Source organism: Cryobacterium sp. Y57, from assembly GCF_002929505.1.
Classification (GTDB): Bacteria; Actinomycetota; Actinomycetes; order Actinomycetales; family Microbacteriaceae; genus Cryobacterium.
Window position 1 is genome coordinate 26963 of the sequence record NZ_PJJL01000045.1, and the last position, 7398, is coordinate 34360.

The 7398-nt window shown below is 62.4% G+C and carries 5 protein-coding genes and 3 tRNA genes; 4 read left to right on the top strand and 4 right to left on the bottom strand.

The genetic code is table 11. The features are described from left to right. Positions 1-46: 46 nt before the first annotated feature. Entirely contained in the window at positions 47-619 is a 573-nt protein-coding gene (hpt, locus tag CXY72_RS02055) for a hypoxanthine phosphoribosyltransferase (protein ID WP_104126061.1), read from the bottom strand. 22 nt (positions 620-641) lie between these two features. Next, complete coding sequence (gene tilS / locus CXY72_RS02060; protein ID WP_104126062.1) at positions 642-1622, bottom strand: tRNA lysidine(34) synthetase TilS; 981 nt, start codon at positions 1620-1622, stop codon at positions 642-644. A gap of 44 nt (positions 1623-1666) precedes the next feature. Between tilS and ppa the strand changes: the two genes are divergently transcribed. Then, positions 1667-2158 carry an inorganic diphosphatase gene (ppa, locus tag CXY72_RS02065; protein WP_104126063.1) on the top strand — a complete coding sequence of 164 codons (492 nt, stop codon included), beginning with the start codon at positions 1667-1669 and terminating at the stop codon, positions 2156-2158. A gap of 180 nt (positions 2159-2338) precedes the next feature. Here ppa and CXY72_RS02070 read toward each other — a convergent pair whose 3' ends face one another. Together CXY72_RS02070 and CXY72_RS02075 are read right to left on the bottom strand one after the other, a co-directional pair. Then, on the bottom strand, positions 2339-3778 hold the full coding sequence (locus CXY72_RS02070; protein WP_104126064.1) for an NlpC/P60 family protein: 1440 nt from the start codon (positions 3776-3778) through the stop codon (positions 2339-2341). Beyond that, positions 3771-5138: a M23 family metallopeptidase gene (locus CXY72_RS02075; RefSeq protein WP_233197610.1), complete on the bottom strand. Its 1368-nt coding sequence runs from the start codon at positions 5136-5138 to the stop codon at positions 3771-3773. Before CXY72_RS02075 ends, CXY72_RS02070 begins: the two co-directional genes overlap by 8 nt. 266 nt (positions 5139-5404) lie before the next feature. Between CXY72_RS02075 and CXY72_RS02080 the strand changes: the two genes are divergently transcribed. From CXY72_RS02080 to CXY72_RS02090, 3 genes are all read left to right on the top strand, one after another. Then, a tRNA-Glu gene (locus CXY72_RS02080) sits at positions 5405-5477 on the top strand. An 85-nt stretch (positions 5478-5562) separates the two neighbouring features. Beyond that, positions 5563-5636: transfer RNA gene (locus tag CXY72_RS02085), tRNA-Asp, on the top strand. A gap of 68 nt (positions 5637-5704) precedes the next feature. Further along, positions 5705-5780 (top strand) — tRNA-Phe (locus CXY72_RS02090). The last annotated feature ends 1618 nt before the right edge of the window (positions 5781-7398 follow it).

The window sequence follows — 7398 nt, forward strand, 5'->3', positions numbered from 1 at the left end:
CGTGTGTTCGCTTTAGGGGAAACTCCGACCGGTGCGCAGGCTGTGATTAGAGCGAGGGCGCGGCAACGGTGGAGTACACGTGCGGGGCGAGAATACCCACCGAGCGTAGGTTGCGGTACTTCTCGTCGTAGTCGAGTCCGTAGCCGACCACAAACTTGTTCGGAATGTTGAAACCGATGTATTTCACGTCGATATCCACGCGCGCGGCATCCGGCTTGCGCAGTAAGGCGCAGATCTCTATGGATGCCGGACCGCGGGTTTTCAGGTTCGCCAACAGCCATGACAGGGTCAGCCCGCTGTCGATGATGTCCTCGACGATGAGCACGTTACGACCGGAGAGGTCGGTATCGAGGTCCTTGAGAATGCGCACCACGCCGCTGGACTGCGTACCGGAGCCGTAGGAGCTGACAGCCATCCAGTCCATGGTCACCGGGTGATGCAGTTCGCGGGCCAGATCGGCCATGACCATGACCGCGCCCTTGAGCACTCCGACCAGCAGCAGGTCGGTGCCGGCGTAGTCGACTTCGATCTGGCGTGACATCTCGGCCAGGCGAGCCCGAATCTGCTCCTCGCTGATCAGGATCTCGGTGAGGTCGCCATCAATGTCGCGAGGTTCCATGTGGAAAAAGCATTCCTTTGTCTCAGGTGAGTCCAGGCGCGGAGAAGATTAAAATGCCGCCCTGTCGTTTAACTCTAATACCTGGCAGGCTGAGCGCCCCCTGTCCGTGCCACTGCGTCACGAGCGCCGCCACGGCCAAAGTCTGACCGCGATTCAGCCACACCCCACACATCGCCTCGACTCCGAACCGAATCACTCGCTGCCTCACCGCGGCCGGAACAGACGCCAGCACGGACGCTGCAATCTCGCCGTTGGCAAAATGGTCCTGCAGCATCGTGCGCGCCAGCTCGTCGAGAGCGTCCGAGTCCTCCCGCAGTGCATCGGCGGTGCGGGCAAGCGCCACCCCGACGCCAGGGCCGAGCTCGTTCTCGAGCAACGGCAGCACCGTCTCGCGCACCCGTACTCGAGCGTAACGCGGGTCGAAATTCTGCGGGTCGCTCCACGGCCGAAGGCCCGCATCGGCGCAGAATTGGCGGGTTTGGGCCCGACGGATGCCGAGCAATGGTCGCAGAATTGGCCCGGTTCGCGCTGCCATGCCCCGCAGGCTGGTTGGTCCGGAACCACGGGAGAGCCCGAGCAGCACGGTTTCAGCCTGATCGTCGAGGGTGTGGCCGAGCAGCACACTGCTCGCCCCGGTGCGTTCGAGGGCCAGGTCGAAAGCCGCGTACCGTGCGGTGCGGGCGGCCGCCTCCGGGCCCGTTCCTGCGCTGTCGACCGTAACGCTCAACACCAGCACCGGGTCGAGGCCGAGCTGTCGGGCGGCCATGGCGGCCCGCTCCGCGACATCCGCTGATCCGGTTTGCAGATTGTGATCGACGATGACCGCTCCGGCACGGATGCCCGCCCGACCGGCTTCAAAGGCGGTCGCGGCAGCGAGCGCGAGCGAATCAGCGCCGCCGCTCAGGCCGACCAGGACGAGCCCCTTCGACGGGAGCAGGTCGCGCACGGCCCGGCGAATATCAGCCCGGGCCGGAGTCAGGCGCGGACGGTGGACAGATTCCATCCAGTAACGTTAGCGGCAGACTTTGATCAAGGGAGAAACCAGCCATGGCCGAATATGACGCAGTCATCGAAATCCCTCGCGGGAGCCGCAATAAGTACGAGGTAGACCACGAAACCGGTCGCGTGTACCTCGACCGCGTGCTCTACACGAGCTTCATGTACCCCACCGACTACGGCTACTTCGAGAACACGCTCGGCCTCGACGGCGATCCCGTTGACGTTCTCGTACTGCTCGACTACCCGCTGTTTCCCGGCGTGGGCGTCTCCGTGCGTCCGGTGGGCGTCTTCAATATGACCGATGACGGCGGCTCCGACGCGAAGGTCATCGCCGTTCCGGCTGGTGACCCGCGCTGGGATCACATTCAGGATGTTCTCGACATCCCGGAATATACCCGCAAGGAAATCGAGCACTTCTTCGAGCACTACAAGGACCTCGAACCCAATAAATGGGTCAAGACGGAGGGCTGGGGCGACGCTGCCGAAGCCAACCAGATCGTGGTCGACGGTATTGCGAAGCTGGCCGACGAGGGCCACTAACCCGCACCCCCAATGAAGGCCCCCTGGTTGCCCTGGGGGCCTTCATTCTGCCTACGGCCAGGCCGACGGGGCTAATTCAGCAAATTTTGCCGGCGACCTGTGGCTATCGCACTGGTCGGCAGCCACCGCGCGGATCTCCTGAATCACCCTCGCGCGTCATCCGGCGGTCAGAAACCGGAGCTAGGCGGCGGGGCGGCCAACGTACGGCGCGACGGCCCACGACGACCAGATGCTGTGCACACGCACGCGCGCCGAGGGGTTGGGGGCTTCGAGGACCTGGCCGTTACCGACGTAGATCGCCACGTGGTAATAGTTGCCCGGGCTGCCCCAGAACACCAGGTCGCCTACCTGAACCTGGGCGAAAGAGACGAGATTGCCCTGCCGGGCCATGGTGTTGTACTGGTCCGTGGCTGAGTGGGTACCGATATAAACGCCGGCGGCTGCGTAGGCGGCCTTGGTCAGCCCGGAGCAGTCCCACGCGTCGGGGCCAGAGCCTCCGAAGACGTAGCGGTCACCGAGCTGGCCGCGGGCGAACGCGAGTGCTGCATCGACGACGCTTGCGTTGGGTACCGCAGCCGGCGCGGCCGGTGCAGCGGGCGTGGCGGGCGTGGCTGGCGTGGCCGGTGCAGCGGGCGTCACCGGCATGGCCGGCGTGGAACCAGATCCTGAACCCGAACCGGCGGTTGCCCCGGGATCGCGAGCGGGTTGCGCGGGTGCGGCATCCGCTATTGCAGCAGCGGATGCCTGCGCCTGTGCGAACGCTTCAGCCGCAGCGGCCGCGTCTTCGCCGGCGTGAAAGCTGCGCTCGGCTTCTGCCGTAGTGTCTTTGAGCAGGGCGAGTTGTTCGAAGAGCTCACTCGACTTGCGCTGTTGGGAGTCGTAGGCGACCTCGGCCGCGTTCGAACTCGACGTGGCCGTGTCAAACGTGGTCTTGGACTCTTCGGTGAGCTGTTCGCGTTGCTCGGTCGCTGATGCCGCCTGCTCGCCGAGAGACTCCGCCGCATTCTTGTCCTGCACAGCCTCGGTGTAGATCTGCTCGGACTGTTCGCTCAGCTTGCTGGCCGTTCCCAGCTGGCTAAGCAAGTCATCCGCGCTGCTGCCGTTCAAAAACAGGTTGAGTGATAGACCGCTGGCACCTGATTTGGCGAGGTGTGCGGCGATGAGACCGGCACGCATCTTCGATGTTGCGGCGGTGGCTTCGGCGCTGGCAGCCTGCTCGCTGAGGCTGGTTTCGCGCAGGGTGGCGGCAGCGAGGGCGTCCTGCGTCACACGGTAAGCCTCGGCCGCAATCTGTGCGGTTGTGACAGCCTTCGCGGCCTGGCTCGCCAAACCGTCGAGCAGCTCGCCGAGAGTCGCGATCTCGGCGAGCTTGGTCGACTCGTTCTGCTTGGCCTTCTCGACGTCGTTCCAGCTCGGAAAGTCCGGGACGGCAAAGGCGGCCCCACCGGCGGCGGCAACGGATGCTGTGACAGCCGAGACCGCGCCGATCGCCACGGCGGAAAGAAGACGTTTCGACGTGGTGCGAACGCGTGCGCGCGTGCTGGAGTTGCCCTGTGCGGAGTTGCCCTGTGCGGAGTTGCCCTGTGCGGAGTTACTTTGTGCGGTGGTGCTCTCAGCCAAGTGATGCTCCCCGGTCGGCCATGAATGGAACGGGATTGATGCGGTTTCCACCAATCCACACTTCGAAGTGCAGGTGACAGCCGTTGGCTGCGCCGGTGTCGCCGGAACTGGCGATGACCTGCCCGGCCGACACTGACTGTCCAACACTCACGTTGTAGCCCCCATTGCGAATGTGGGCGTAGCCAGTGGAGACGTTGTCGCCATGGCTGATCTTCACGAAGTTTCCGTATGTGCCGAGGCGACCAGCCCAGGTGACGACGCCAGCATTGGCGGCATAGATTGGTGCACCGCAGCCGGTGCCGAGGTCGGTGGCGTAGTGAAAGCTTCCGCTGCAGTCACCACCGTTACAGATGACCGCCCGGGGGCCGTAGCCACCGGTGATGCGGCCGCCAGCCGGAACGGCCCAACCGGTCATGCTCACCGAGCCACCGGAACCACCGGATCTACCGGAACCACCAGAACCACCGCTACCGGTACGCGCCGCGGCTGCTGCCGCTTCCCGTGCCGCTTTTTCAGCTGCAATACGGGCCGCTTCAATCCGGGCGCGTTCGGCGACTCCGGCTTCATACCCCGCTGTTGTTGTGGCCTGGGCGTCGCGCATAAATTGCAGCTGCTGTTCGAGTTCGACGCTCTTGGCTTCGGACTCGGCGAGGGCGTTCGCTGCTGCTTCGGCCGCAGCCTGGGCCGTGGCGAGTGCAGCCTCCGCGGCGACGCGCAGCGTCTCACGTTCGGCTTGAGCGGCTTTGGCCTGGTCTCCGAGCGATTGAGCGTTATTGGTGGCCGATTGTGCTGATTCGTAGACGTCGGAGCTGCGTTCAACGAGCTTGCTCATGTTGCCGAGTTTTGCCAGCAGCAAGTCAGCATCGGCTCCGTCGCCTTCGCCCTCGAGGAACAGATTCACGCTGAGATCGGTGCCGCCGGTGCGGTAGAGCTGGGCGGCGAGCTGGCCGGCCTGCTTGGTGGCGGCATCCGCTGTGGCCTTGCTCGCATCGGCCTGTGCCTGGATATCTTCAGCACGGCGGGTGGCGTCGTCAAATTCCTGCTGCGCGACCTCGAGTTCGCTGGCGCTTTTTTCGGCAGCGGCTTGGGTTTCTTGCACCTGCACCTGTAGGCCGGCAATGAGATTCTCAATGGCGGTCACCTGCGCCGTGGCAGTGGCCGTGTTCGCCTTGGCGTTTTGCAGGTCCTGCCAGGAGGGGTAATCGACGGCGCTCGCTGGAGCTACCGGGCTGACCAGGGTGACCAACAGCGTCATGGCGGCCATAATGCTGGTCAATGTCAGGGTGTGCCTGGGCCACCGATTGGTTGCGCGCAAGCGGCGGGTGGGCAGGTCAGTCTCGCGGCCGTCCACGGTTTTCATGCGAATCATTGTTTCCCAACAGGCTTATAGCAGTTGCCACGTGCGCCGAGGCAGATTCTCCAGCGTAACAAGGTGGGCAGGATTCCCCCACTTTCACCATCGAATCTAACTCGCGAAATAACCGCTGGCCCATCCATTTGCGGGCGCGCTGCGAATTGGTGTCGAAAATTAGTTGCCATTCATCCAAATGCTGCGCGTGCCGATTTGGCCTTCGCCGCACAAGACCGTATGCTTACTCTTCGGCAGCCATGAACATTGTGGCTCACGGCCCCATCGTTTAGCGGCCTAGGACGGCGCCCTTTCACGGCGTTAACACGGGTTCGAATCCCGTTGGGGCTACGCAAACTGCACGTGCACGAAGTAGCAAAATAAATAGAATAGTCTTACCAAGTGCCTCGCACACAGATTCACATTTTCACATCGAGGCCCTGTAGCGCAGTTGGTTAGCGCGCCGCCCTGTCACGGCGGAGGTCGCCGGTTCAAGTCCGGTCAGGGTCGCACAGAAAATAGCCCTTTCGAAAGGAAGGGCTTTTTTCTTAGAAGAGGCGTTTATTGCGCAGCTTCGGGGCCCTGTAGCTCAGTTGGTAGAGCGTTCGACTGAAAATTGAAAGGTCACCGGATCGACGCCGGTCGGGGCCACCAAAATCCTCGTAAGCCTTGTGCTTACGGGGATTTTTTCATTTTCTCGTGACCGAGGTAGTCGGCTCTCTCCGTGGCCGACAACCCCTTTTTTGTCCAGGATCCTCGCCACGGTCTCGCGAAACAAATGCATAGAAAGTTCGGGATAGCCAAGCACGTCGCGCCGGTCGCGAATCTCGCTGAGTATTCGACGGATCACGTAGGCGCATCAGCGGCGTGGGGAATAGGAGCGTCGTGAACTCCCGCGATACTTCGTGACGGCGGCGGAGCAACTCCATCATCTGCGCCGGCAGGGGCGTAATGCGTGCTGACTTCGCATCTGGGGTTGGGTCAGCGGTTGGGTCAGCGGCGGGCGCGTACTCGTGTGAGCCACGCACCGGACAATAATCCCCCGAGAAGCCTAAGCTCCCGAGGGATTATTTTGCTGATCGAGCGCGCCACCTGGATGGTGACGTGGCCCGAATTTCCTCATCTACCGCTGGTAGATGAGGTGATTGTGGGTGGTCTTGGAGCTGAGACCGACTAGAAACGAACACCTGTTCCGTTGCCGTCTACGGTCCAGCAGACATCGCCGCCCTGATCGACCATGCCAACGCCTCCACCGCCAGGCTGAACATGGCTAGCCCATCGAAATGGTGGGTTAGGGATATAGGCAGGTGCGATTAGTGAGGTTCGAGTGGTCGGCGAGGGTCGAACACGGGTACTCATCTATGCGTGCTTTCAGCGTTCCCGGGCAACTACAGTGTTGCAGCAATACGATTGGCCTTGCCCCCGGTTAGTGGACACGGGGTAGGCGACGAGTTGAACTTACGCGATCTCTGACGAGTATTACTGCTCGAAGTCGACTGGAGTGACATCTTCAATCGAGGTCGGAAGAGACACTTCCATAGGCAGGTCTGCCGCCCGCGGCGCGCAAGGGGGCACCGACAACGCTCGACTAAGCCAGAATCGACCCACAGGCTTTAGAGCTCGCATCAACAAAATACCTCCGCAACGCCCCGCCTCGGCTGACACTGAAGGCAGCCACTCAAAATCATCCTGATTTCGTTAAGTGATCGGCACAATGTGGGCACGGTGCGCGTGGACAACTCTGAGCACCGATCGCCGGCACCGCTCACTGCGGGTCAGGATTGGTTCGTGGCGTCACGATCATGAGGGCAACTGACTGGGCGCTTGGCGGCGGGTCGGTGTCCGCCTCCAACCTGAGCGAATACCCACCGCGGCTGTAATACCGCTCGATGCTTTCCTCCATCGGGGAAAACTCGTCCGGCACCTGTACCCAGCCTTGTTCCTCGAGCCACGGCTTCAAATCATCAGCGAACTCGATTGGGGTCCGAGCACCCTCAAGATGAAGTTCAACGATTTTGTGCCAAACATAGTGCCTCGGCCAGTGTTCATAGTTGTCACCAGCCTGACGACCGCCACCGAAGTTGCTCGAGATGGTCTCGGTTTCGTCAGCGGGAAACTGCGCGATGATGTCTGCGCCCCACGCATCCGCCTAATCAACAAATTCCCCCAGTTGAACCTCCTGAGACGCCACCACTTCCGCCTTCAGCGACTCCGACATCACGGACACCACGATCCCGGTCATCACCACCGCCACCACGGCACGGCACGGCAC

Excerpts from the sequence above, each read along its gene's own strand:
- hpt (WP_104126061.1), bottom strand. The coding sequence starts at position 619 with ATGGAACCTCGCGACATTGATGGCGACCTCACCGAGATCCTGATCAGC.
- ppa (WP_104126063.1), top strand. The coding sequence starts at position 1,667 with ATGGCCGAATATGACGCAGTCATCGAAATCCCTCGCGGGAGCCGCAAT.
- CXY72_RS02075 (WP_233197610.1), bottom strand. The coding sequence starts at position 5,138 with ATGAAAACCGTGGACGGCCGCGAGACTGACCTGCCCACCCGCCGCTTG.
- tilS (WP_104126062.1), bottom strand. The coding sequence starts at position 1,622 with ATGGAATCTGTCCACCGTCCGCGCCTGACTCCGGCCCGGGCTGATATT.